Genomic DNA, 22,798 nt, shown 5'->3' on the forward strand with positions numbered 1-22,798 from the left:
CGAGACTGGGCCGATGAGTGAGACAGAGCCGGCCGACGGCGGGCACGCGCGCTTCGTGGACGACGCCCCCGCGCGCGGCCTGCGCATCGACGTCGTGGAGCGCGGGCGCGCGCGGAGCCTCGAGGAGGCCGCGGCCATCCTCGGGATCGAGCCGCGCGAGATCGTAAAGTCGCTCGTCGTGCGCCGCCCCGACGGGACCTTCCTCTTCGCCCTCATCCCGGGCGATCGGCAGATCTCGTGGCCGAAGCTCCGAAGGCTCCTCGGAGTCAACCGGCTCTCGCTCCCCTCCGCCGACGTCGCGTTCGAGGCGACGGGCTTCGAGCGGGGCACGATCACGCCGCTCGGCTCGACGACCGCGTGGCCCGTCTTCGCGGACGAGAGCATCGCCGGGCGCATCTCGATAGGGGCCGGGCAGCACGGCCGGAGCGCGTTCGTGGACTCCGCCGAGCTGTTCCGCTCGCTCGACGCGACCGTCGCGGACATCAGCGACCCGCTCTGACCCTGCCGCCTCGCGACGCGTGGCCATTTCTCACCGGCGGTGAGAAGTGGCCAACCGTCGGTGAGAGGTGGCCAACCGTCGGTGAGAGGTGGCCAACCGTCGGTGCGAGGTGGCCAACCGTCGGGGGGAACGGGAAGGGCCCCGGTTCCACGCGGGAACCGGGGCCCTGGGCAGGCCGGAGGCCTGCTCGTGCAAGCAGAGAGCTTACTTGAGGGTGACGGTAGCGCCAGCGGCCTCGAGGACCTCCTTGGCCTTCTCCGCCGCCTCCTTGTTGGCGCCTTCGAGGACGGCCTTGGGGGCACCGTCGACGAGGTCCTTGGCCTCCTTGAGGCCGAGCGACGTGAGGGCGCGCACCTCCTTGATGACCGCGATCTTCTTGTCGCCAGCAGCCTCGAGGATGACGTCGAAGGAGTCCTTCTCCTCCTCGGCAGCAGCCTCGGCACCGCCGCCGGCCGGGCCGGCAACGGCGACGGCCGCAGCGGTGACCTCGAAGACCTCCTCGAACTTCTTCACGAACTCGGAGAGCTCGATGATGGTGAGCTCCTTGAAGGCCTCGATCAGCTCGTCCTGGGTGAGCTTCGCCATGGTTGGCGTCCTTTCGTTTCAGTGGCGCGTCCGGGGCGGACCCTCAGCGCGCCGAGTGTGTGGGTGGGGAAGAGATCAGTTCTCTTCGGCGGCAGCCGGCTCAGCGGCGGCCTCGGCCTCGGCAGGCGCCTCGGCGGCCGGAGCCTCGGAAGCGGCAGCAGCCGGAGCGCCGCCCTCCTCCTCGAGCTTGATGCGCAGGGCATCGACGATGCGCGCGACGGCGGCCATGGGCGCCTTGAGGACGCCGGCAACCTTCGCGAGCTGCAGTTCGCGGGACTCCAGGGCGGCCAGGGCGGCCACCTCGCTCGCGTCGAGCGCCTTGCCCTCGAAGTAGCCGGTCTTGATGACCAGCTGCTTGTTCTCCTTGGCAAAGTCGGTCAGGCTCTTGGCGGCCGCAACGGCGTCACCCTTGATGAACGCGATCGCGGTCGGTCCGGCGAGCTGGCCGTCGAACGCGTCGACGCCGGCCTCCTTCGCGGCGATGGCGGTCAGGGAGTTCTTCACGACCGAGAACTTGTTGTCCTGGCCGAGCGCACGGCGCAGCTTCTTGAGCTGGGCGACGGAGAGCCCACGGTATTCGGTCAGGACAGCAGCAGCCGACTCCTCGAAGTCCTTCGTGATCTCCGCAACAGCTGAGACCTTGGCAGGCGTTGCCATAACCCTCCTTCCGGGGAAACTAGGCCGATACACGGTCCCGGAAATACGAACGCCCCGCGCAGATGCACGGGGCGTGAGGGCCAACCGGGCTGAACCCAGTCGGAGCTTTCGCTCGTTCACCTGCGCAGGCCGCCCCTTCCGGGGACCTTAGGCTGAGACGTGCGTGGCGCACGACAACAGCGACCGGCGGTCTTTGGTCTCTCAAGAGTATGGGACGCGCCCCGATTACTCCAAATCGGCTGCTCCAGATCCGCGCGATGCGCGCGAACCCAGCCGTCACTCGCTCAGAAACGGCCCAGGGCGTCGCGCCGGGCGTCCTCGAGGGCGGCAGCGACGTTCCGGATGAGCAGGACGAGCCACGCGAGGATCACGCCGGCCACGAAGAACTCCATGGCCGTCATGTTGTAGTACCCGAACGGGAACCACAGGAAGACCGCGAGGATCGCCCCGCCGAGCATCGCGAACCCGGTCACGTGGAACGTCCTGCTCAGCCCCGGGAGCCACCACGGCAGGAACAGGACGAGGAGCGTATAGGCGCCGGTCATAGCCGTCGCCATCGAATTGTGTGCGGGCATGTAGAAGTCGACGGGCACAAGGCCCGTGCCCGCGAGGAAGATGCCGATGAGCACGAGGCACACGAGGATCGGCCGCGTCTGGACCCTGGCAGCCGAGCCCCTCCGCTCCTCGGCCGGGCAGTCCTCCCGATAGGCCGCGAGCGCCTGGATGTCACGCGTCACGTACTCGGCGAGCATTGTGATGACGATCCCGGACGTGATGAGGGTCATGTTGAAGGTCCACGAGGCCGCCCCGCTGTCACGGGCGCCCAAGACGCTGAAGTTGACTTCCCACCAATGGGAGTTCATGGTCGTGACCATCGAGGTCAAGACGCCGGCGGCGAGATACGTGGCAAGGAAGTTCGAGAGCAGATAGCTGTTCATGCGCGCACCCGACTGGTACGTCGCGTAGGCCGCCAATCCGCCGACGATGGCCGTCGCGAGGGCGCCCGCGAACGCATCGAGCGTGAGCTTGCTGAACGTCCCCTGGAAGATCCGAAACCCTGCCCAGGTCGCCATGTAGGCGATCGCGCCGTGGGCGGCAGCCAGGGCGATGACGCCGAGATACCGTCGCCACGCGGGCCGTTCGGCGAGCCAGTGGTGCTGCGGGTGGTCATAGGTATGCCGGTACGCCACGGGGAGCACGAGGAGGGCGACGACGCCGCCGACGATCGCCGCGATGTCCCCCACGCCGTGGTCGCCCGAGAGCGCGGGGCGCCGCCCTGCGAAGGCGAAGAACGCGACGACGAAGCTCACGACGACGGCGAGGCCCGCCACCTGCGCTGCCCGCGCCTCGGTGCGGACGGACGACGTGGGCGGGGTCGGCGCGGAAGGCGTGCCCCCGCGCGTCGTCCGCCTCTGTGGCCTGCTCCCCCGCCTGCCCTCGACTGCGGCCGGGTTCCGCTCCGCGGTCATGCAAGCCTCCTGTACCACTCGCCGTCATACCCTGCCGGCCGGAAGCCCAGGGCCTCGTTGATGGCGAGCATGTGGCGGTTCTCCTCCGCGTTGAACGTGATGACCTTGCGCGCGTGCGGGAATCGCTCGCGGTAGGCCGCGAGATTCGCAAGCTTGATGAGCATTCCGAGCGAATGGCCACGGTGCTCGGCGAGCACGAGCGTATCGTCCTGATCCGCGATCTCCGCCTTGGCCGCCCGGATCCACAGGACCGTGTAGGCGGCGAGGCGCCCGCTCGCGCGGTGGCGCGCGACCGCGTAGAGGGGAAGCGTTCCGGCGTCCGTAAGCTGCTCCTCGAGCGCCGCGACGCGGTCGGCGTCCCACACCGCGGGGTCAAAGTGGTCGACGCCGTACGGCACGTCCGTCGACATCCGGGCGAACAGCCCGGCCATCTCCGTCCGATGCACGGGCGGGACCCCCTCCCACACGAGCACGTCGTAGTCGTGGGCCGCCGCGGCCGCGGCCGCCTCGAGGGCCGGCCAGCCGCCGTCGTGCTCGGCAAGGACCAGCTCGCTGAAGCGCTCGACCTGGCTCAGCTCGAAGCCCGCGGCGCGCGCGAACGCGACGGCGCGGTCCGCGGCCGGAAGCGCGCCCCTTCCCGTCGAGGGGACAACGGCGTCCGGGGCGCCCGCGTCGAAGCCCGCCGGATGCTCGGTGAACGAGCTCAGGACAGTGCGTCCATGGCGCATGGCCTCCTCGGTCGCCGCCGCGAGCAGCCGACGCCCGATCCCCCGGCCTGCGTACTCGTCGAGGACCTCGGCCCGGACCGTCGCGCGGTTGAGGTCCTCCTTGAGCGGGAGCTGGCACCACGCGCGGCCGACCATGCGCCCGCCATCGCGGACGAAGAACAGGGACGTGAGCTCATAGCGCGTGTCGCGCCAGACGCCGAGCCGGTAGTCCGCGGGCGAACAGCGATCCTCATGCCCCCAGATCTGCCGCTCGATCGCGTCCGTGAGATCGGAGAATTCGAGGAACTCGGCTGCCGCCCGCCCGTGCACCGACGCGGGCAGACGAAGACGCTGAACCCCGAACTGAGAGCCCATGGGGCCAGTCTCACAAACCGTGCCACAAAAGCACAACGCCCCTCCCCGCAATCCGGGGAGAGGCGTTGCCGCGCTGAAAGGACGATCAGCCCTCGAGGAGTACGCGCGTCACGTTCGGGTCGACCGGGACACCCGGGCCGAACGTCGTGGCGACGGTCGCCTTCTGGATGTAGCGGCCCTTCGACGCGGACGGCTTGAGGCGGAGCACCTCGTCGAGCGCGGCCGCATAGTTCTCGGCGAGCTGGCGCGCGTCGAACGAGGTCCTGCCGATGATGAAGTGCAGGTTCGAGTGCTTGTCGACGCGGAAGTCGATCTTGCCGCCCTTGATGTCCGTGACGGCCTTCGCGACGTCCGGGGTCACCGTGCCGGTCTTGGGGTTCGGCATGAGGTTGCGGGGACCGAGGATCTTGCCGAGGCGGCCGACCTTGCCCATGAGCTCCGGCGTCGCAACCGCGGCGTCGAAGTCCGTCCAGCCACCCTGGATGCGCTCGATGAGGTCATCGGAACCGACGAAGTCGGCACCGGCGGCCTCGGCGGCCGCGGCCTTGTCGCCCGTCGCGAAGACGAGGACGCGGGCCGTCTTGCCCGTGCCATGCGGGAGGTTGACGGTGCCGCGGACCATCTGGTCCGCCTTGCGCGGGTCGACGCCGAGGCGGAAGGCGACCTCGACCGTCGCGTCCGTCTTCGACGGGTTGATCTCCTTGGCGAGGGCGATGCCCTCGGCCGGGGCGTACAGCTTGCCGTCCTCGATCTTCGCGGCCGCTGCCTCGTATGCTTTGCTGCGCTTTGCCATGCTGCTCTGTTTCTCCTTGTGCAGTTGTGGTCACAATGGGCCGCGCTCGGCCCTGCCACGGACGACGGCGGGACTCGCCGTGCGTCGTTGTTGTTCAGTTGGGTGCGTCGAAGGGCTCAGCCCTCGACGGTGCCCGGTGAGAGGGCGTCAGCCTTCTACGGTGATGCCCATGCTCCGGGCCGTGCCCGCGATGATCTTCTTCGCGGCGTCGACGTCGTTCGCGTTGAGGTCCTCGAGCTTCGTCTTCGCGATCTCCTCGACCTGGGCGTCGGTCAGCTTCGCAACCTTGACGGTGTGCGGCGTCGCGGAGCCCTTCTGGACGCCCGCAGCCTTCTTGATGAGCTCGGCGGCCGGCGGGGTCTTCGTGATGAACGTGAAGGAGCGGTCTTCGTAGACCGTGATCTCCACGGGGATGACGTTGCCGCGCTGGGATTCCGTTGCGGCGTTGTACGCCTTGCAGAATTCCATGATGTTGACGCCGTGCTGACCAAGCGCAGGGCCGATCGGCGGGGCCGGGTTGGCGGCGCCTGCCTGGATCTGCAGCTTGATGAGGCCGGTGACCTTCTTCTTGGGAGCCATTGAGGATCCTTTTCTTCCTTTGCTTCCTGGGCAGCAGGAGCGCCGTCCAGGTGGTGACTGCCCTGGCCAGACAGTCGGCCGCCCCGGGGCCGGCAAAGCGGGCCGGCCCCGGGGCGAAGTCTTCAGTTGGGAATCAGATCTTGGAGACCTGGTTGAACGCGAGCGTGACAGGCGTCTCGCGCTCGAAGATCGAGACGAGCACGACGAGCGTCTGCGACTCGGGCTTGATCTCGGAGATCGTCGCGGGCAGGGTCTCGAACGGGCCCTCCTTGACGATGACCGACTCGCCGACCTCGAAGTCGACGGTGACGGGCGCGGACGGCTGGCGCACGCCGGCCTTGCCCGCGGCCTTGGCCTCGGCCTGCTGCTCCTGCTCGAACACAGGGGCAAGCATCGTGAAGACCTCGTCGAGGCGCAGCGGGACCGGATTGTGGGCGTTGCCGACGAAGCCCGTCACTCCGGGCGTGTGCCGGACGGCGCCCCACGAGGCATCCGTGAGGTCCATGCGGACGAGCACGTAGCCGGGGATGCGAACGCGCTTGACGATCTTGCGCTGCGCGTTCTTGATCTCGACGACCTCCTCCATCGGGACCTGGATCTCGTAGATGAAATCTTCCATGTCCAGGGTCTGGATGCGGGTCTCGAGATTCGCCTTCACGCGGTTCTCGTAGCCGGCGTAGGAGTGGATCACGTACCAGTCGCCGGGCTGGCGGCGGAGCTTGGACTTGAACTCCTCGGCGGCCTTCGCGGCGGCCTCGGCCGGATCCACCGGCTCGGCCCCGCCCTCGACGGCTTCGGACTCCTCGGCCTCTGCCTCGGAAGCCTCCGCCTCGAATTCCGCCGCGTCGCCCTCCGAGGCAGCCTCGTCGTCGAACGCGGGCTCGACGTCTGACGCGGTCGGCGCCGCCGGCACCGGGGCAGCGTCGCTGAAGACCGCGGCCTCGGGGGCCGTGGCCTCGCGCTCGGTCTCGCTCTCGAGCTCGTGCTCAGACACTTAGTCTCCTGCTCTCCTCTTGCGACTTAAATGCGAATCCGCACACCGCGCCCCGGGACCCATTCTCTCGGCCCTGACACGGTCTGCGGAGACTGGCCCTACTTGCCCTGCGACGACCCGTCGAAGACCCAGCCGACGCCGAGCCCGAAGAGGAAGTCGAGAACGAAGACGACCACCATCATGACCACCACGAACGCCAGCACCACGAACGTCATGTTGAGAAGCTCCTGCCGGGTCGGCGTGACGACCTTGCGAAGCTCTCCGATCACCTGACGGAGGAAGAGGGAGATGCGGCCGAAGAAACCGAGCTTCTTCGCCTGCTTGGCTGGGCGGCCCTGAGAGCTGCTGGCAGCTGTTTCGGTCACCTGTTCCTCGCTCATCCTGTGTTCCCGCAGGACATCCCCGCCGGTTCCGCTCTGTGGGCACTGGAACGCCCCAGTTTCATCCGGGGCACGCCGTGCGCAGGGCAGACAGGACTCGAACCTGCAACCTGCGGTTTTGGAGACCGCTGCGCTACCAATTGCGCCACTACCCTTCGGTCAGAACACCGAGTTCCCAGCTTATCAAGGATTCGCGCCCGGAATTCGCAGGCGAATCCAAGGCATGGGCAACTCAGTGGTTTCTGATACCGGTGGTCAAGTCTACGCATATTCGCGTCCCGCGTCGAACCGAGGCACGCGAAGGCCGAGAACCCGCCAGAGCGCCTAAAGTTGGAGACGCGGGGACCTCCCCCGCGTCTGCGCCTCATTCGCCGTTGATTACCGCCGACCGAAAGTCAGGAGAGCCCCATGACCTCCGCCCGTGTCTCGCAGCGCATCGGATCCATCGCCGAATCCGCGACCTTGGCCGTCGATGCGAAGGCCAAGGCGCTCAAGGCCGCCGGGCGGCCTGTGATCGGCTTCGGCGCGGGCGAGCCGGACTTCCCGACGCCGGGATACATCGTCGAGGCCGCGATCGAGGCGGCCCGCCAGCCTCGCTTCCACCGCTACTCCCCCGCGGGAGGGCTTCCCGAGCTCAAGCAGGCCATCGCCGAGAAGACCCTGCGCGATTCGGGGTACGAGGCCGCGGCGTCGCAGGTGCTCGTGACGAACGGCGGCAAGCAGGCCGTCTACAACACGTTCGCGACCCTCCTCGACCCGGGCGACGAGGTCCTCCTCCCGACGCCCTACTGGACCACCTACCCCGAGGCAATCCGCCTCGCGGGCGGCGTGCCCGTCGAGGTCTTCGCCGGCCCTGAGCAGGGCTACCTCGTGACCGTCGACCAGCTCGAGGCCGCGCTCACAGAACGCACGAAGATCCTCCTCTTCGTCTCTCCGTCGAACCCGACAGGCGCCGTGTACTTGCCCGAGCAGGTCAAGGAGATCGGCGAGTGGGCGGCGTCCAAGGGCCTGTGGGTCGTGACGGACGAGATCTACGAGCACCTCACGTATGACGGCGTGCCGTTCACCTCGATCGCGACCGCGGTGCCCGCGCTCGGCGACCGGGTCGTGATCCTCAACGGCGTCGCGAAGACGTACGCGATGACTGGCTGGCGCGTCGGCTGGATGATCGGCCCCGGGGACGTCATCAAGGCCGCGACGAACCTCCAGTCGCACGCGACATCGAACGTCTCGAACGTCTCCCAGATGGCCGCGCTCGCCGCCGTCGCGGGTCCGCTCGACGCCGTCGAAGAGATGAAGGTCGCGTTCGACCGGCGCCGCAAGGCCATGGTCGCCGGGCTTTCGGCGATCCCCGGCGTCAATTGCCCGACGCCGCACGGCGCCTTCTACGCCTACGCCGACGTGCGCCGCCTCCTCGGCAAGGAGATCGGCGGCGTGCGGCCGGCGACGTCCGCCGAGCTCGCGGCACTCATCCTCGACAAGGTCGAAGTCGCCATCGTGCCCGGCGAGGCGTTCGGCCCGAGCGGCTACGTGCGCCTTTCCTACGCGCTCGGCGACGACGACCTCGCGGAGGGCGTGAGCCGCATCCAGGAGTTCCTCGGCGCCGCGCGCTGACGGACATGACACGATCGGGCCGGCCGGCGGAGGAATCCGCCGGGCGCTCGTTCACCGCCGTCGTCAATCCGGTGGCGGGCGGCGGCCACGCGCCGTCGCTGTGGGCGCCCATCGCCCGCGCGCTCGAGGCCGCGGGGGCGCGCGTGCGGACCACGACGACGCGAACGGCGGACGACGGCGCGCGGCTGGCTTCCGAGGCCGCGGCGCGGGGTGACGTGGTGGTCGCCGTGGGTGGGGACGGGATCGTGCGGGACGTCGCGGCCGCCGTCGCCCGCTCCCGCGGCGTGTTTGCGCTCGTCGCCGCGGGGCGGGGCAACGGCTTCGCCGCCAAGCTCAGGATGCCGCGCGAGCCCTCGGCGGTCGCGAGTGTGCTCCTCTCAGGCCGAGAGCGCACCGTGGACCTGCTCGACGTCGACGGCCAGCTCGCGCCGGGCAACGCCTACACGGGGCTCGACGCGATCGCAAACCTCATGATGAACGACTCGCGCATCCCCTCCGAGATCGCCTACCGGGTGGCGCCCGTCGTCGCCATCGTGCGGTGGAAGCCTGCACGCTTCGAGCTGGATATCGACGGCTCGCGCCACAGCGTCCTCGCGCACCTCGTGGTCATGGCCAACTCGGGGCGCTATGGGCACGGCCTCGACATCGTTCCGGACGCGGTGCTCGACGACGGCCTGATCCACGTGCTCGTGGCCGGGGCGGAGATTCCGAAGAGGAACGTGGCCAGATTCATGAGGCTTGCCGCGACCGGCGCCCACGTGACCGAGCCCGGAGTGCGGCGCTTCACGGGCGGCAACGTCGCGATCTCCGCGGACCGGCCGCTCCCCCTGTGCCTCGACGGGGACCAAGCGGGATGGCTCCCCGCGAGAGTCCGGATCCGGCCAGGGGCGCTGCGGGTCCTCGCCCCCTGACGCGCGGGAATCGTCGCAAAGACAGGGGCTTTCGGCCGTGGGGGCGAGGCGCGCAGGGGGCCACGATGGATCCATGAGCACTTCACCCGCGTCAGGGGGCGGAGGGGCTCGCGCCCCGCATCCCGCCTCCCCTGACTTCTTCCTGTGGATCCGCAGCCTCGGCGTCGTCCGCGGTCGCGATCGCGTGGCCGGCGGAGTCGCCTCTGGCCTCGCGCATCGCTGGGGCGTCGCTCCCGCGCTCGTGCGCGTTCTTTTCGTCGTCGCCGCCCTCTTCCTCGGCGTCGGCCTCCTGGTTTACGGGCTCCTCTGGCTCGTGTTGCCCGAGCCCGATGGCCGAATCCATGTCCAAGAGGCCAGCCATGGCCGGTGGAGCAGCGGAATGGTCGGTGCCCTGATCGCAACCGTCTTCGGTCTCGGCGGCCTCCCGACGACGTACTCTTTCGGAAACATCCGCTGGGCAGGGCCGCTGTGGGCCGTGTTCTGGGTCGGCATTCTGTTGCTCGTCGTGTATGGGGTCGCAGCTTCAGCCCGTCGGCACCGCGTGAGTCCTCGGGCCTCGTCTCAAGGTCGCGGCGCTCCCCCGGACGCACCGCCATCGCCCGCGGATCCGCCGCCGTCGCCCGCGGGCGTCACACCGCCGTCGCCCTACGCCGGCTACACGGCCGGACCCGCCGCGTACGGCCCGAATGCGCCCACTGCGGACGTGCACCACGTCGGCCCGCCCCTCAGCGCTGTCAGGACGCACCGGCAAGGTCCAGGCGGACCGTTCACCGCAATCGTGATCGGGCTTGCCGCACTCGCCGTCGGCGGCCTGCTCGCCCTCCAGTCAACGGGCGCCATCGTCGTCGACCCCAGCACCGGCACGCTGTGGGCAGTGGGCGCCGCCGTCGTTGGCCTGGGCATCATCGCTGCGGGACTCCGGGGCCGGACGGCCGGCGTCCTGTCGGTCTTCGCGATCGTTGCCCTCATCATCGCCGCGGTGACCGAGCCCGCCTACGTGCTGAGCCAGCAGCACTCGCCCACGACCTCCGCGCCCACCTCGATCGCCCAGGCGACCCAGGGGTACACGGCCACCGCGGCCTCGGCCCAGCTTGACCTCCGGGCCCTCGACAACTCGGGGCCGCTCGCCTCGGAATCGGTCGTTCCCGTGAACGCGACGATGAGTGACCTCAAGATCGAGATCCCGAAGGGCATCCCCGTGCGGGTTCAAGCCGACGGCGCCATGAGCAACGTGCAGTTCGGCGGCCGTTCCGCCTCCGGGCTGGCCCTCGGCGACTCCCAGACGTACAACGCCTCGGCTCCCGGCGCGACACTCGTTGTGACCGTGCACGCCGTCATGAGCAACGTCAACATCGAGCAGGAGCGGTGACATGAGCACTGGACTTCCACAGGAGCCGGGCACCGAGCTCGGCCCGAGCATGGGCACCGTGGTGTGGGGCGTTATCGTCGTGGCGCTTGCGGGGATCATCGGAGCCAGCAGGTTCGGCTGGTTCACTGTGGCCCCGGAGTTCGCGCTCGTCGCGCTGCTCGTCGTCGCGGGCATCGGGCTCGTCGGTGGGGGGATCCTCGCGTCGCTCCGAGGGCGACGCGGGCGCGTCGCCGGGGATGGCACCTGAGCGGCCTGCCTGGCCACGCGTGGACGAGAGCTGGCCACGCGTGGACGAGAGCTGGCCACGCGTGGACGAGAGCTGGACACGCGTGGGGGCTACCAGATGCGGCGGTCCGCGGCCCAGCGGCTCAGCTCGTGGCGGTTCGTGAGCTGGAGCTTCCGGAGGACGGCGGAAACGTGCGTCTCGACAGTCTTGACCGAGATGAACAGCTCCTTCGCGACCTCCTTGTAGGAGTACCCGCGCGCGATGAGCCGCATGACCTCGAGTTCGCGGGCCGAGAGGCGGTCGAGCTCGTCGTCGGCGACGTCGGCAACCGCGGAGGTCCCGAAGGCGTCAAGGACGAACCCCGCGAGCCGCGGCGAGAACACGGCGTCCCCCTCGGCCACCCGCAGCACGGCGTCCGTGATCTCCGGTCCGGACGCCGTCTTCGTCACGTAGCCCCGCGCGCCCGCGCGGATCACGGAGACGACGTCCTCGGCGGCGTCGGAGACGCTCAGGGCGAGGAAGCGCACGCGGGAGAGCAGCGCCGTCGACCGCGTCAGCACCTCGCGCCCTCCCCCGCCGAGCCCGCCCGGAAGGTGCACGTCCAGAAGCACGACCTGCGGCGCGAGCTCCTCGATGACGGCGACGGCCTCCTCGACGGTCCCGGCCTCCCCCACGACGCGCACCCGCTCATCGAGATCGGCCTTGAGTCCCGAGCGGAAAATCGTGTGGTCGTCCACGATGACGACTCTGACCGGCTCGCTCATGACTCCTCCGTTCCGATGCCGGGAAGGCGGAGGCGCACTTCCGTGCCGTCCGCCCCGGACACGATCTTCGCCTCGCCGCCGTGGCGCCGCATGCGCCCCACGATCGATTCGCGCACCCCGAGCCTGTCCTCGGGCACCGCGTCAGGCTCGAACCCCGGGCCGCGGTCCTTCACGAATACCTCGATCGCGTCGTGCGACGCCTCCGCATAGACGGACACGGGCCCTCCGCCGTGGCGGACGGCGTTGAGCATCGCCTCCCGCGAGGCCTGCAGGAGCGCCTCGATGCGCTCGCGCTGCTCCTCGCGCAGCGACGCGTCGCCGACGCAGACGACGTCGACCGCCTGCCCATGCGCGTCCTCGACCTCGGCGGCGAGTCCCTTGAGCCGGTCCGCGAACGCGCCCCCGCCGCGCCGCTCGTCGCGGTAGAGCCACTCGCGCAGCTCGCGCTCCTGGGCGCGCGCAAGCCGAGTCACGTCCGCCTCGCTTCCCGCGCGGCGCTGGATGAGGGCGAGCGTCTGGAGAACTGAATCGTGGAGGTGCGCCGCGATCTCGGCCCGCTCCGCCTCCCGCACGCGCGCGGCGCGCTCGGCGCCGAAATCGCGCCAGAACTTGACGCCCCACGGCAGCAGCACCAGCGCAACCCCTGCGAGGACGGCGAGCGACGCGAGCAGCGCGAGGCCCAGCACATTCCACTGGCTGCCCGAGACGGCGAGCGTCACGCCCGCGACGACGAGCGCGAGCCCCGCCCCGAGCCGCAGCCAGCCGACCCACCGGCCCGTTCCCGCACCGCGCACGAGCTGGGTGCGCCGTGATTCGTCGAGCTGGAGCCACGCGAGCGCGGCGCCGCCCAGAATCGCCGCTACGGGAACGACGACGCCGAGCGGCACCGTGAGCCCGAGGAGCCCCGTTCCGACGGCGAGCGCCCCGAGCAGGAGGACCGCGCCGAGCAGCACTTCCCGGCCGTGCCCGCCGAGTCGCGGCGCACGGCGGCCAGCGCCGGGAAAGGCGGGCGACGCCGTCGTCCGCCGAGGCTCGGCCGGCTCGCTCACAGCGGGGGCAATGGACGACGCCGGCCGGCGCGCCTCGCGCCGCGCCGCCTCGGCCGCCGTGGGAACCATGATCCACAGCCAGCCGTAGAACACGATCCCGGCCCCGCCGAGGAGCGTCGCGATGACCATGGCCCACCGCACGACGTCGGTGCGCAGCCCGAGATGGCGGGCAAGCCCAGAGCAGACGCCAGCCACGAGACGGTCCTCCGACCGCACGAGGGGTGGCCTTGCGTGGGCGATGCTCATGCCATCAATCCAAGCACGCTTCAGGGCGCTCAGGGGCGTGGATCCGGGGAACTCGGGGCGGAATCAGGGTCCGATCAGGGGTTCACCCCATGGGTCTCGGGGATGCGCACGGGAAGGATGGAGGCATGAGCACCGAACAGACCCCGGGGAGCTCCGACTCCCCCCTCCCCGGCACGCCGGGCCAGCCCGCTGGCCATCCCGGCGCTGCCCGTCCCGGCGCCGGGCACCCCGGCTCCGGGCACCCCGGCTCCGGGCACCCCGGCAAGGCGGGCGGCGACTTCTTCGGCTGGATCCGCGGCCTCGGCGTGACCCGAGGCCCCGACCGCTGGGCCGGCGGCGTCGCGAGCGGCCTCGCGCACCGCTGGGGCATCGACCCCGTTATCGTCCGCGGACTCTTCATCGTCGCGGCGATCTTCCTCGGCGTCGGCGTCCTCGCGTACGGCGTCCTGTGGCTCCTCCTTCCCGAGCCGGACGGCCGGATCCACGTGCAGGAAGCCATGCGCGGCCGCTGGACCGGCGGAATGACCGGCGGCCTCATCGCCACGATCCTCGGTCTCGGGGGCGCCCGCGCAGGCTTCTGGTTCGGGGAGATGCGGGGAGCCGAGCCGCTGTGGGCGCTGTTCTGGATCGGGCTCGTGGGCCTTGTCTTCATCAGCATCGCCCGGTCGCGGCGGTCTCGCCGTTCGGCGCAGCCCCGGTTCGAGGGCCCTACCGAGCCGACGGCAGAGGAGCAGCCCGGGTTCCCTGCCCAGCCTCACTATGACCCAGCTTCCGCCGGCGATACCTCCTACGACGAAGCTTCCTACGGCCATGCCTCCTTCGACCAGACGTCCTACGACCCTGCCGCTTCGGGTGGGCAGCCCTACAGCGGCCCCTACCGTAGCGGGCGCTACCGCGACGCGTATGGCCAGTACCAAGGCACGTACGGCGGACCGTATGGCGGCTATTACGGCGGATCCCCCAGGCGGCACCAGGGCACCGCATGGCAACAGCCCGCACCGCAGCAGACTGCCCTCAAGCCCCGCCGCCGTGGTCCGGGCGGGCCGTTCACCGCCGTCGTCCTCGGACTCGCCGTGCTCGTCGCGGGCACGCTCATGGCGCTCAACGTCTCCGGGACGACGATCGTCGAACCGACGACGGGCGCGCTGTGGGCGATCGGCGCCGGGATCATCGGCCTCGGCATCGTCGTCGCGGGGCTGCGGGGCCGCACGGGCGGGCTTCTCTCGCTCTTCGCCGTCGTCGCGCTCATCATCGCGGCGGTGACCCAGCCGGTCTACCAGTTCGGCCGTCCGCGCGGATCCGTCAGCTTCGAGCCGACATCGGTCCAGCAGGCGGTCACGGGTTACCACGTCACGGGGTCGACCGGGAAGCTCGACCTCCGGCAGCTCGACTCCTCCGGCCCGCTCGCCACCGAAACCACGGTTCCAGTCGACGCGACCATGAGCCAGCTCGCGATCGAGATCCCCAAGGGCATCCCCGTGAAGGTCCAGGCGGACGCGACGATGAGCAACGTCCAGTTCGGCGGCAGGTCGATTTCAGGCTTCAACACCCAGGACTCGCAGACCTACAACCCGTCCGCAGCCGGCGCGACGCTCGTCGTGAAGGTGGACGCCACGATGAGCAACGTCACGATCGAGCAGGAGAAGTGAGATGAGCATTCCCGAGCAGCAGGACTTCCAGCGGGGCCCGAGCGTGGGCACGATGGTGTGGGGGGTTGTGATCGTGGCAATAGCAGGTCTGCTCCTCGCGAGCCGGCTCGGCTGGTTCTCAGTGGATCCGGCGGTGGCCTCGGTGTCGATCCTGGTGATCGCCGGCGTCGGCCTCGTCGTCGGCGGGACCCTCGCTGCGGCGCGGGGGCGGAAGGCGCTCGACGGCGCCGCCCACCCGGGCGCGCCAAGCGGCCTTGGCGAGCACGCGCCGTCGTCCGCCGGCCCTTCCCAGACGTCCGACGGCGCCGAGACACCCCGACCGAACCCCTACGAGAGCGGCCCCGCCGACGAGCGGTGACGTGCCGCCCCAGACCCACTGACCAGCACCTTCAGGAGATCTCCATGGACTCGTTCTTCAACTCCCTCCGCTCGAGCGGACTCCGCCGCGGGCCGCGGCGCATCGTCGGCGGCGTGCTCGGCGGGCTCGCCGAGCGGCTCGACATCGACGTCGCCTTCGTCCGGATCATCTTCGTCGTCCTGTGCTTCCTCCCCGGGCCCGCGGTCTTCGCGTACCTCGTGGCGTGGGCGATCATCCCGGACCAGAACGGCTCGATCATCCTCGAGAATCTCCTCGGCGGACCGCGGTCCGGCCGCGGCGGATCGGCCGGCCAGGGCTCGCAGGGCCCGGGCGCCCCGACCGCATAAGGAACGGGGAACACCAGTCACGGCACGCGCTCCGCGAGGGGCGCGGGCCGTGACTGCGCCATGACAGCCTCGAAGGCAGAAGCAAGTGCCACGAGGTCCGCTTCGCCGAACGGCACCCCGACGAACTGGACCGCGAGCGGAAGGCCCTCCGGCGAAAGGCCGGCCGGAACGCTGACAGCCGGCTGGCCCGTGAGGTTCCATGGCGAGACGAAGTCGGTGAGCGCGCCCATGTCCGTGGCCGGGTCGAAGTCCGCGAGGAGCGGCGGCACGCACGGGAGGGTGGGAGTCGCGAGCGCGTCGAGCCGATGCGCCCTGAATGCTGCTGCCACCTGACGGCGAAGGAGCGTTCGCACGCTGCGGGCGGCGTGGACGAACTGCGCGGGGACGAGGAGGCCCGCCGCGAGGTGCAGCCTGACCTCGCGGCGGATCCCGTCCCCGCCCTGCCGGAGGGCCGCGAGATGCGGTGCCGACGCCGCGGCGCCCACGAGCAGCGCGGCCGCCGGGGACGCGAGAGAAAGGTCGAGCTCGAGCTCGACGGGCGTCGCGCCGAGGCCTCGCAGGGCTCCGAGCGTGCGCTCGAATCCCTCGTCAACGGCACCCTCGACCCGCTGGCCGGCGCCCACGCGGCGGATGACCCCGATGCGGCGTCCCGCGGCACCGCGCGCGGGCGACGGCCGATAGGCAGGCTGGTCTGCAGTGCGTGCGTCGTGGGGATCGGCGCCCGAGACGACCGGGAGCACGAGATCGAGGTCCGCGGCCGAACGGGTCACGAGGCCGATGTGCTCGGCCCCCGCGACGGCCGCGCCAGGCACCGTGCCGTACGTGCTGATCCGGCCGTATGTGGGCTTGAGCCCCACGACTCCCGTGAGTGCCGCGGGCATCCGCGTGGATCCACCCGCATCGGTCGCCACGGAGAGCATCGACGAGCCCACCGCGACTGATGCCCCGCTCCCCGCGCTCGAGCCGCCCGCGAAACGCTCTCGCGCCCACGGGTTGCGCGTCACCGCCTCTTCCTGGCCCTGTGCAAACTCGTGCGTGACGTGCTTGCCGAGCAGGATAGCGCCCGCTGCGCGAAGACGGTCGACGGCGGTCGCGTCGAACGTGCCGATGCTGCCGGCGAGCGAGCGCGAGCCGGCCTCGGTCGGCGTGCCACGCGTGAACAAGGTGTCCTTGACCGCGAAGGGAAGGCCGTGGAGCGGGCCGCGCCGAGGAGCGGAATCCGCGGCCCGCGCAGCCGCGAGGGCCGCCTCGTCGAAGCGGTGGGCATAGGCGTGCACGCTGGGCTCCGTCGCATCGAGGCGGCGCAGGGTCGCCTGCACCAGCTCCGCCGACGAGAGCTCGCGTGCCGCGACGAGGGCACTCGCCTCGCTGAGGGTCAGGTCGGCTGGATCAGTCACGGAAGAACCACCTCGGGTCGTCGGTCGGGAGCACGTCGGTGTCTGCCGCGTGGGCGATGAGGAGGCCCATCCGCATGTAGGCGGCCACCCGCGGAACGAGCGCCTCGCACTCGGCGTCCGAGAGCAGCAGGCCCACGAGCGACGCCGCGGCGCGAACTGTCGCGCCCGTCACGGGCGGCGGCGCTGAGGGCGGCTCGTGCGCGACCCCGCCCGGCGTGCCCGTCGCGCCCGTCACCGGCCCGCCGCCACGGCCGTCTCGCCGCCGGCCGAGTCGGGTGCGTCGCCGTCGGCCGTCTCGCCGCCGGGTGCGGCGCCGTCGCCCATAATAGGGCTCGCACCGGGGCCCGCGGACAGCCGCGCCACGGCTTTGCGGCGATCCGCGAGGCGCGTTGCGAGCACTGTGCTGAGGGCCTCAAGACCGGCAGCGAACACGAGCGCGAGCCCCTCGACGAGCGTCTCGACGAATGGCGTGACGTTCGTGAGCGTGAGGCCGTTCTCGAGCACGCCGAGGAAGATCCAGCCCGTGAAGACGCCGAGGAGCCGGCCGCGGCCGCCGGAGAACGCCACCCCGCCGAGGAGGACCACCGTGAGCGCCTGTAGCTCGAGGTTGATCCCCTGCTGACCCGGCGCGGCCCCGTTGAGGCGGGCCGCAAGGAGGACCCCCGCGATGCCGGCGGTTGTTCCGGAGAGGAGATACAGGGCGAACGGGAGAGCCCGAACAGGGAGCCCCGCGAGGAACGCGGCCTCGCGGTTCGTCCCGATCGCGAAGAGGTACGGGCCCCACACGGTCGTGCGGAGGAAGACGGCCCCGACCGCGAACGCGGCAAGAGCGATCACCGCGATGACCGGGATCCCGGCGATCTGGGCCGAGGCGAGCGCGGGGAGGCTGCCGTTGAGGCCGAACACCTGGTCGTGGTGGATGAGGAGCGTGAGGCCGCGGACGGCGCCGAGCATGCCGAGTGTCACGATCACGGGGTTGAACTCGAGGAGGCCGCACAGGATGCCGTTGACGAGGCCCACGCCGACGCCAGCGAGGACGCCGATGCCGGCCGCCTGAACGTCCCCGAGCCCCCATTCGACCGACGCGAGCGCCGTGAGGGTGCCCGAGAGGCCGACGGCGGAACCCACCGAGAGGTCGACGCCGCCCGAGATGACGAGGCACGTGAGCGCGACGACGACGATGCCGAGCGTCGCATTGTTCTGGAGGATGACCTTTGCGTTGCCGGCATCGAGGAAGAACGGCGTCTGGGCGGCGAAGTACGAGCACAGAAGCACGAGGGCGACGAGGAGGACGTTGTTGGTGATCCATTCGGGCCGAAAGCCCTGGGCTGACGTGGGGCGCCTGAGGTTCATGGGGTCCCTCCGGGGATTTCGGACAGGTGGGCTAGTTCGATGAGGCGGTGCTCGGTGGCCTCGGCCACCGGAAGCGTCGTCGCGACACGGCCGCGCGACAGCACGATCACGCGGTCGGCCAGCTGCTGGAGCTCAGTCGGCTCGGACGAGGCGACGATTGCGGCACGCTCGGTCCCGACGAAAGCGCGGACTGCTCGGTACAGATCGGCGCGGGCGCCGACGTCGACGCCCTGGGTTGGCTCGTCGAGCAGCAGGATGCGGCATCCGAGCTCCGGCTGGAGCCATCGGCCCACCACGAGCTTCTGCTGGTTGCCGCCCGAGAAGCGGCGCCCCTCGAGCCCGGGGTTCAGGGGCCGCAGATCGAGCTCCTTCCCGATCGAGCGGAAGGAGCGGCCCTCGGCCGCACGGCGGCGGAATCCGGCGTGTCCCAGAGCGCGGCCAGAGGAGAGGATGACGTTGGCCTGGGCCGAGAGCTCGCCGATGATCCCCTTGCGCTTGCGGTCCGAGGGGACGAGCGCGATGCCCGCTCCGATCGCTGCGCCTGGGCCCGTGAGGCGAAGCTCGTCGCCATCGAGCACCATCTGGCCGTGCACGGTGAGCCGCGCGCCGAAGAGCGATTCGAGCAGCTCGGTGCGCCCTGAGCCGACGAGCCCGTAGAGGCCGAGCACCTCGCCGGGGAATACGTCGAGGTCGAGCGGGCCGAGGTCCGGCCCGACGAGGTCGCGGACAGCGAGGAGCGGAGGCCTGCCCGTGCTCGGGGCAGCGCCTGTCCGCGCGAGGGTCTCGGGATCCCGCCCGACGATCGCCGTCACAAGCTCGCGCGGCGTGCAGTCGCTCGTTGCCTTGGAGAGCACGATCTTCCCGGCCCGTAGGATCGAGACGCGATCCGCGAGCGCGAACACCTCGTCGAGGCGGTGGGTGACGAACAAGAGCGGGACGCCCTGGGCCCGAAGTGCGCGCATCTTGTCCGCGAGCTGCTCGGCCTCCTTCTGGGTGAGCGACGCCGTCGGCTCGTCGAGGATGAGCACCTGGGGCTCGCTCCGGAGCGCCTTGACGATCTCGACGACCTGCGACTCCGCCGCGCCGTATGAGCCGAGCGGCCGCGCGAGATCGAGGTCCATGCCGAGGTCGGCGAGCGCCCGCTTCGCCTCGCGGGCCTGCGCGCGGTGCCTGACGAAGGGCCCGAAGCGGCGTTCGTTGCCGAGGAACACGTTCGCCGTCACGCTGAGCGTCGGGGCGACGCTGAGCTCTTGGTAGATGACGGCGACGCCCGCGGCGCGGGACGACGACGGCGTGAGCTGCGCGTAGCTCGACCCGCCGATCTCGATCGCGCCGGAGTCCGGCTGCGTGACCCCCGCGATGCACTTGATGAGGGTCGACTTGCCTGCGCCGTTCGCGCCGAGAAGAGCATGGATCTCGCCGGGCCGCACGTCGAGGTCGACTCCCCGGAGCACGGGAACCCCGCCGTAGGACTTGTGCAGCGCGCGGACCGCGAAGGCGGCGGCCGGTGCCGCCGCCTCCGCCTTCGAGGCTGTCATCCGCCGTAGTACCCGAGGAGCTTCGTGATGTCCGGGTTTCCGTTCTCCACGAGTTCGACGGGCGTGTAGTAGCTCTTGGTCTCTCCGTGCAGGAGGGCGTCTGGGAGCGTCACGAATCCCTCGCCGAGCAGCTGCTGGTTGAAGGCCGACGTCGCGCGGTACACCGTTCCCTGCTGGACGAGTTTGAGCTCGTCCTGGGCGCCGTCGATGCCGCCGATGAAGACCTTCGGGTCGTTGCCCGCGTGGCCGGCGTTCAGGAAGGCCTGGTAGCCCCCCTGCCCGGCGGCGTCCTCGACGGCGAGCACCATGTTGAGGTCGGGGTGTGCCTGGAGGATCGTCGAGACCTTGGCGAGCCCATCCGTCGAGGAGAGCGCGTCCTGCGTCGCGACGATCTCGGCGCCTGGCGCGGCGGCCTTGAGCGCGGAGGTGATCCCGTCCTGGCGCTGGCGCGCGTATTCGGCGGGCGCCCAGGAGAGGATGGCGACCTTGGCGTGCCCGCCGCGCTGCTTCGTGATCCAGTCGCCCGCGGCCTGCCCGAGCTTCTGCCCTGCCTCGGAGTGCGGGAAGCCGAGCGTCGCGTCCTGATCGGGGATGCTGTCGCCGAACGTGACCCACTTGATGCCCGCCGCGCGCGCCTGCTTCGCGACGCCGTCGAGCACCTTGGGGTCGAGCGTCGAGGCGACGATCGCGCCCACGCCCTGCTGGATCCAGGTCTGGATCGTGTTGACCTGCTTCGCCTCGTCGCTTCCGGGATCGTCGATCACGAGGTTGTAGCCCTTGGCCTTCGCTTCGTCCTTCGCGATCCGGAAGAGGTTCTGGACCACGGGCGCCGCCGAGGCGTTGGGGAAGCTGACGGCGATCGTGTGCTTGACATCGCCCGCGGCCGCGCCGGCCGCTGCGGTGCCGGTGTTCGGGGTCGCGCCGCACGCGGCGAGGATGCCTGCGGTCAGCATCGCCGTCGCGGCGAGGGCCGCACGGCGGGGGGTGAGGGAACGGAACATGAGGTCCTCCGGGGGATGAGGAATATTGATGGCATCAATATTCCTCGGGGGCCATTTCCCCCAAAGACCGGCAGGATGTCGTTCTTGTTAAGTCTTCCTCTCCGACGCGAAGCCTGCCCCGGGGCTCGGCCCCGAGGGCGTCAGTGTGCGCGCGTCGACACCGCGATGACCCATGCGGGCTCGGACAGGACGCGCCAGCGGTGAGGAACCCGGGCGTCGAAGTAGAGCGAGTCCCGCACCGAGAGGGTCTTGCGTTCCTCCCCCGCGAGATCTACCTCGATCGTCCCCGATACGACATAGATGATCTCCTCGCCCTCATGCTCGAGATACTCCTCGAACTCCGACGGTCCGCCCAGGAACTCCATCGGCAGCAGTTCGCGGGCCCCGACGGCGATCGAGCGCGCGGTGCCCTGGGCCGAGTTGTCGATGCTCGGCATGTCCCCCGCATGGACGAGCGAGACGCCGGCCGAGCGCGGGAGCGCAAGGAGCGACGGCGCTGTCGTGCCGAGCGCGAGCGCGATCGTGCCGAGCGAACGCATGCTCGGACGCGCCTGGCCCCGCTCGACTTGGCTCAGGAACGGCTGGCTCAGCCCCGAGAGGGCGGCCATCTGCACGAGCGTGAGTCCGAGGTCCCGGCGGCGGGCGCGAATTGCGCGGCCCAGGTCAAGCAGGGCATCGCCGTCGGCCGGATTCGATTCGGTTCGGGTCACCCGATCACAGTAGTACTGCGCGCAGAACGTCCGAAGCGCCCGTGTGACGCGATCCGCCGTCGTCGGCTTCTGTGGTGTGCATCACCAAGGGCGCGCCGCTAGAATCGGCGTGGGCTCAACGGGGCGCCTCAAGCACCAGTCTCATCGACGGCCCGCCTCAGCGCGCGGACCGATCGCACCCACAGCGGAAAGGCCCTGCATGAAGATCGGCATCCTCACCTCCGGCGGCGACTGCCCCGGTCTCAACGCAGTCATCCGGGGGGCCGTGCTCAAGGGCATCGCGGTCCACGGTCAGGAGTTCGTCGGCTTCCGGGACGGCTGGCGCGGTGTAGTCGAGGGCGACATCATCGAGATCCCGCGCACGCTCGTGCGGGGCATCGCCAAGCAGGGCGGGACGATCCTCGGCACCTCGCGGACCAACCCGTTCGAGAACGGGGGCGGGCCGGACGTCATCAAGGCCCACATGGACCGCCTCGGGATCGACGCGATCATCGCCATAGGCGGCGAGGGCACGCTCGCTGCCGCGAAGCGCCTCACCGACGTGGGGCTCAAGATCGTCGGCGTCCCCAAGACGATCGACAACGACCTCGACGCCACCGACTACACCTTCGGCTTCGACACTGCCGTCGAGATCGCGACCGAGGCGATCGACCGCCTGCGCACGACGGGCGAATCCCACCACCGCTGCATGATCGCCGAGGTCATGGGCCGCCACGTCGGCTGGATCGCACTCCACTCGGGCATGGCCTCGGGCGCCCACGCGATCCTCATCCCCGAGCAGCGCGTCAGCATCGACCAGATCGCCGCGTGGGTCAAGCTCGCCCACGACCGAGGACGCGCTCCCCTCGTCGTCGTCGCCGAGGGCTTCTCGACCGACACGATGGAGCAGGCGCACTCCGAGCGCGGCCTCGACACTTTCGGCCGCCCGAGGCTCGGCGGCATCGGCGAGCGGCTCGCCCCCGAGCTCGAGGCCCTCACGGGCATCGAGACCCGTGCAACCGTCCTCGGCCACATCCAGCGCGGCGGCGTCCCCACGGCCTTCGACCGCGTCCTCGCGACCCGCCTCGGCATGGCCGCGATCGACTCGGTCGTCGAGGGCCGCTGGGGCACGATGGTCTCGCTCAATGGCACGGATATCGTGCACGTCGGCTTCGACGCCGCCCTCGGCCGGCTCAAGACCGTGCCCCAAGACCGGTACGACGAGGCCCGCGTCCTGTTCGGCTAGGGT

General features: G+C 70.5%; 25 protein-coding genes and 1 tRNA gene. 9 read left to right on the forward strand and 17 right to left on the reverse strand.

From position 1 onward, the window contains the following. The first annotated feature begins 13 nt into the window (after positions 1–13). Entirely contained in the window at positions 14–499 is a 486-nt protein-coding gene (locus tag SPF06_RS02025; protein WP_323277247.1) for an aminoacyl-tRNA deacylase, read from the forward strand. Positions 500–703: 204 nt separating this feature from the next. Here SPF06_RS02025 and rplL read toward each other — a convergent pair whose 3' ends face one another. The 9 genes from rplL to SPF06_RS02070 all read right to left on the reverse strand — a co-directional run bounded on the left by rplL (position 704) and on the right by SPF06_RS02070 (position 7,193). Next, positions 704–1,084 carry a 50S ribosomal protein L7/L12 gene (gene rplL / locus SPF06_RS02030; protein WP_323277248.1) on the reverse strand — a complete coding sequence of 127 codons (381 nt, stop codon included), beginning with the start codon at positions 1,082–1,084 and terminating at the stop codon, positions 704–706. 75 nt (positions 1,085–1,159) lie between these two features. Continuing rightward, a complete protein-coding gene (gene rplJ, locus SPF06_RS02035; RefSeq protein ID WP_323277249.1) occupies positions 1,160–1,741 on the reverse strand; it encodes a 50S ribosomal protein L10 in 582 nt (193 codons plus the stop codon). A gap of 284 nt (positions 1,742–2,025) precedes the next feature. Then, on the reverse strand, positions 2,026–3,210 hold the full coding sequence (locus tag SPF06_RS02040) for a hypothetical protein (RefSeq protein ID WP_323277250.1): 1,185 nt from the start codon (positions 3,208–3,210) through the stop codon (positions 2,026–2,028). Beyond that, complete coding sequence (locus tag SPF06_RS02045; RefSeq protein WP_323277251.1) at positions 3,207–4,292, reverse strand: GNAT family N-acetyltransferase; 1,086 nt, start codon at positions 4,290–4,292, stop codon at positions 3,207–3,209. The genes SPF06_RS02040 and SPF06_RS02045 overlap by 4 nt, the downstream gene beginning before the upstream one ends. Positions 4,293–4,377: 85 nt before the next feature. Next, positions 4,378–5,085, reverse strand: coding sequence for a 50S ribosomal protein L1 (gene rplA, locus SPF06_RS02050; RefSeq protein WP_323277252.1), 708 nt, complete (start codon positions 5,083–5,085; stop codon positions 4,378–4,380). 147 nt (positions 5,086–5,232) lie between these two features. Then, complete coding sequence (gene rplK / locus SPF06_RS02055) at positions 5,233–5,664, reverse strand: 50S ribosomal protein L11 (protein ID WP_307965108.1); 432 nt, start codon at positions 5,662–5,664, stop codon at positions 5,233–5,235. A gap of 133 nt (positions 5,665–5,797) precedes the next feature. Next, positions 5,798–6,658: a transcription termination/antitermination protein NusG gene (gene nusG / locus SPF06_RS02060; protein ID WP_323277253.1), complete on the reverse strand. Its 861-nt coding sequence runs from the start codon at positions 6,656–6,658 to the stop codon at positions 5,798–5,800. A 98-nt stretch (positions 6,659–6,756) separates the two neighbouring features. Continuing rightward, the gene (gene secE / locus SPF06_RS02065) at positions 6,757–7,038 is read right to left on the reverse strand and encodes a preprotein translocase subunit SecE (RefSeq protein ID WP_323277254.1); all 282 of its coding nucleotides are present in this window, start codon (positions 7,036–7,038) and stop codon (positions 6,757–6,759) included. A gap of 82 nt (positions 7,039–7,120) precedes the next feature. Continuing rightward, a tRNA-Trp gene (locus tag SPF06_RS02070) sits at positions 7,121–7,193 on the reverse strand. A 253-nt stretch (positions 7,194–7,446) separates the two neighbouring features. Here SPF06_RS02070 and SPF06_RS02075 point away from each other — a divergent pair. From SPF06_RS02075 to SPF06_RS02090, 4 genes are all read left to right on the forward strand, one after another. Further along, complete coding sequence (locus SPF06_RS02075; protein WP_323277255.1) at positions 7,447–8,652, forward strand: pyridoxal phosphate-dependent aminotransferase; 1,206 nt, start codon at positions 7,447–7,449, stop codon at positions 8,650–8,652. A 5-nt stretch (positions 8,653–8,657) separates the two neighbouring features. Further along, positions 8,658–9,563, forward strand: a complete 906-nt coding sequence (locus SPF06_RS02080) for a diacylglycerol/lipid kinase family protein (protein WP_323277256.1) — start codon at positions 8,658–8,660, stop codon at positions 9,561–9,563. A 73-nt stretch (positions 9,564–9,636) separates the two neighbouring features. After that, positions 9,637–10,932 (forward strand): PspC domain-containing protein, encoded by a 1,296-nt coding sequence (locus SPF06_RS02085; RefSeq protein ID WP_323277257.1) that lies wholly within the window; start codon positions 9,637–9,639, stop codon positions 10,930–10,932. A 1-nt stretch (position 10,933) separates the two neighbouring features. Further along, positions 10,934–11,179, forward strand: a complete 246-nt coding sequence (locus SPF06_RS02090; protein ID WP_323277258.1) for a hypothetical protein — start codon at positions 10,934–10,936, stop codon at positions 11,177–11,179. Positions 11,180–11,268: 89 nt separating this feature from the next. Here the strand turns inward: SPF06_RS02090 and SPF06_RS02095 are convergent, their stop codons facing one another. Both SPF06_RS02095 and SPF06_RS02100 read right to left on the reverse strand, forming a co-directional pair. After that, positions 11,269–11,922 (reverse strand): response regulator transcription factor, encoded by a 654-nt coding sequence (locus SPF06_RS02095; RefSeq protein WP_323277259.1) that lies wholly within the window; start codon positions 11,920–11,922, stop codon positions 11,269–11,271. Further along, a complete protein-coding gene (locus SPF06_RS02100; protein WP_323277260.1) occupies positions 11,919–13,217 on the reverse strand; it encodes an ATP-binding protein in 1,299 nt (432 codons plus the stop codon). The genes SPF06_RS02095 and SPF06_RS02100 overlap by 4 nt, the downstream gene beginning before the upstream one ends. A gap of 125 nt (positions 13,218–13,342) precedes the next feature. On the opposite strand from SPF06_RS02100, the gene SPF06_RS02105 reads away from it, so the two are divergent. The 3 genes from SPF06_RS02105 to SPF06_RS02115 are packed head-to-tail and all read left to right on the forward strand — an operon-like array spanning position 13,343 to position 15,571. Further along, complete coding sequence (locus tag SPF06_RS02105) at positions 13,343–14,866, forward strand: PspC domain-containing protein (protein WP_323277261.1); 1,524 nt, start codon at positions 13,343–13,345, stop codon at positions 14,864–14,866. A 1-nt stretch (position 14,867) separates the two neighbouring features. After that, positions 14,868–15,224, forward strand: a complete 357-nt coding sequence (locus SPF06_RS02110) for a hypothetical protein (protein WP_323277262.1) — start codon at positions 14,868–14,870, stop codon at positions 15,222–15,224. Between the two features lie 44 nt (positions 15,225–15,268). Then, positions 15,269–15,571: a PspC domain-containing protein gene (locus tag SPF06_RS02115; RefSeq protein ID WP_323277263.1), complete on the forward strand. Its 303-nt coding sequence runs from the start codon at positions 15,269–15,271 to the stop codon at positions 15,569–15,571. Between the two features lie 17 nt (positions 15,572–15,588). Here SPF06_RS02115 and SPF06_RS02120 read toward each other — a convergent pair whose 3' ends face one another. From SPF06_RS02120 to SPF06_RS02145, 6 genes are all read right to left on the reverse strand, one after another. Next, complete coding sequence (locus SPF06_RS02120) at positions 15,589–16,968, reverse strand: amidase (RefSeq protein WP_323277264.1); 1,380 nt, start codon at positions 16,966–16,968, stop codon at positions 15,589–15,591. Then, positions 16,961–17,203: a hypothetical protein gene (locus tag SPF06_RS02125; RefSeq protein ID WP_323277265.1), complete on the reverse strand. Its 243-nt coding sequence runs from the start codon at positions 17,201–17,203 to the stop codon at positions 16,961–16,963. Before SPF06_RS02125 ends, SPF06_RS02120 begins: the two co-directional genes overlap by 8 nt. Next, positions 17,200–18,321, reverse strand: coding sequence for an ABC transporter permease (locus SPF06_RS02130; RefSeq protein WP_323277266.1), 1,122 nt, complete (start codon positions 18,319–18,321; stop codon positions 17,200–17,202). Before SPF06_RS02130 ends, SPF06_RS02125 begins: the two co-directional genes overlap by 4 nt. After that, positions 18,318–19,859, reverse strand: a complete 1,542-nt coding sequence (locus SPF06_RS02135; protein ID WP_323277267.1) for a sugar ABC transporter ATP-binding protein — start codon at positions 19,857–19,859, stop codon at positions 18,318–18,320. The genes SPF06_RS02130 and SPF06_RS02135 overlap by 4 nt, the downstream gene beginning before the upstream one ends. Beyond that, positions 19,856–20,860 (reverse strand): sugar ABC transporter substrate-binding protein, encoded by a 1,005-nt coding sequence (locus tag SPF06_RS02140; protein WP_323277268.1) that lies wholly within the window; start codon positions 20,858–20,860, stop codon positions 19,856–19,858. Before SPF06_RS02140 ends, SPF06_RS02135 begins: the two co-directional genes overlap by 4 nt. A gap of 140 nt (positions 20,861–21,000) precedes the next feature. Then, entirely contained in the window at positions 21,001–21,570 is a 570-nt protein-coding gene (locus SPF06_RS02145; RefSeq protein WP_323277269.1) for a helix-turn-helix domain-containing protein, read from the reverse strand. Positions 21,571–21,769: 199 nt separating this feature from the next. Between SPF06_RS02145 and SPF06_RS02150 the strand changes: the two genes are divergently transcribed. Beyond that, positions 21,770–22,795, forward strand: coding sequence for a 6-phosphofructokinase (locus SPF06_RS02150; RefSeq protein WP_323277270.1), 1,026 nt, complete (start codon positions 21,770–21,772; stop codon positions 22,793–22,795). Positions 22,796–22,798: the final 3 nt, after the last annotated feature.

The sequence above is a fragment of the Sinomonas terricola genome, assembly GCF_034931225.1.
Taxonomy (GTDB): domain Bacteria; phylum Actinomycetota; class Actinomycetes; order Actinomycetales; family Micrococcaceae; genus Sinomonas; species Sinomonas terricola.